The sequence below is a fragment of the Vibrio sp. 2134-1 genome (assembly GCF_033339495.1).
Map to the genome: position 1 here is coordinate 1 of NZ_JAWOUS010000632.1, position 612 is coordinate 612.

The following is a 612-nucleotide window of genomic DNA, read 5'->3' on the forward strand; positions in this document are numbered from 1 at the left end:
TGTATGTGAGACGAGCGTGGGAATTCATTACCGCTTCGTAGTGCTTGTAGCTTGAGAGCTTACCGCTTTCAGAAATGGTCATCTCACACACCATACACAAGCGATCTACTTGCGGGTTAAGCGAACACAAACCGTTTGAAAGCACTTCAGGCAACATTGGGACAACTTGCGATGGGAAGTACACAGAGTTACCACGGTTGATGGCTTCTTTGTCTAACGCTGAGTCTGGGCGCACGTAGTAGCTTACGTCTGCGATTGCGACCCAAAGACGCCAACCACCATCTTTTTTCTTCTCACAGAAAACGGCGTCATCGAAGTCTCGCGCATCTTCACCGTCAATGGTAACGAGCGGCAATTCACGCAAGTCAACACGGCCAACTTTCGCTTCTTCAGGCACTTCTTCGCCCAAGTTTACGATTTGTTTTTCGACCGCTTCTGGCCACTCATAAGGGATTTGATGGGTGCGAATTGCGATTTGTGTTTCCATACCTGGCGCCATATTTTCGCCAAGAACTTCAACCACTTTACCCATCATGCCACGCGAGCGAGAACCACGATCGGTAATTTCAATCACCACGACGTTACCCATACGAGCGCCAGCTTTGTGCTCGT

Annotated in this window: 1 protein-coding gene; it reads right to left on the reverse strand. The window is 49.3% G+C overall.

Going from position 1 to position 612, the window contains the following annotated elements:
- The coding region (locus tag R7R78_RS27650) for an RNB domain-containing ribonuclease (protein ID WP_225474797.1) at positions 1-612 on the reverse strand (612 nt) is incomplete at both ends.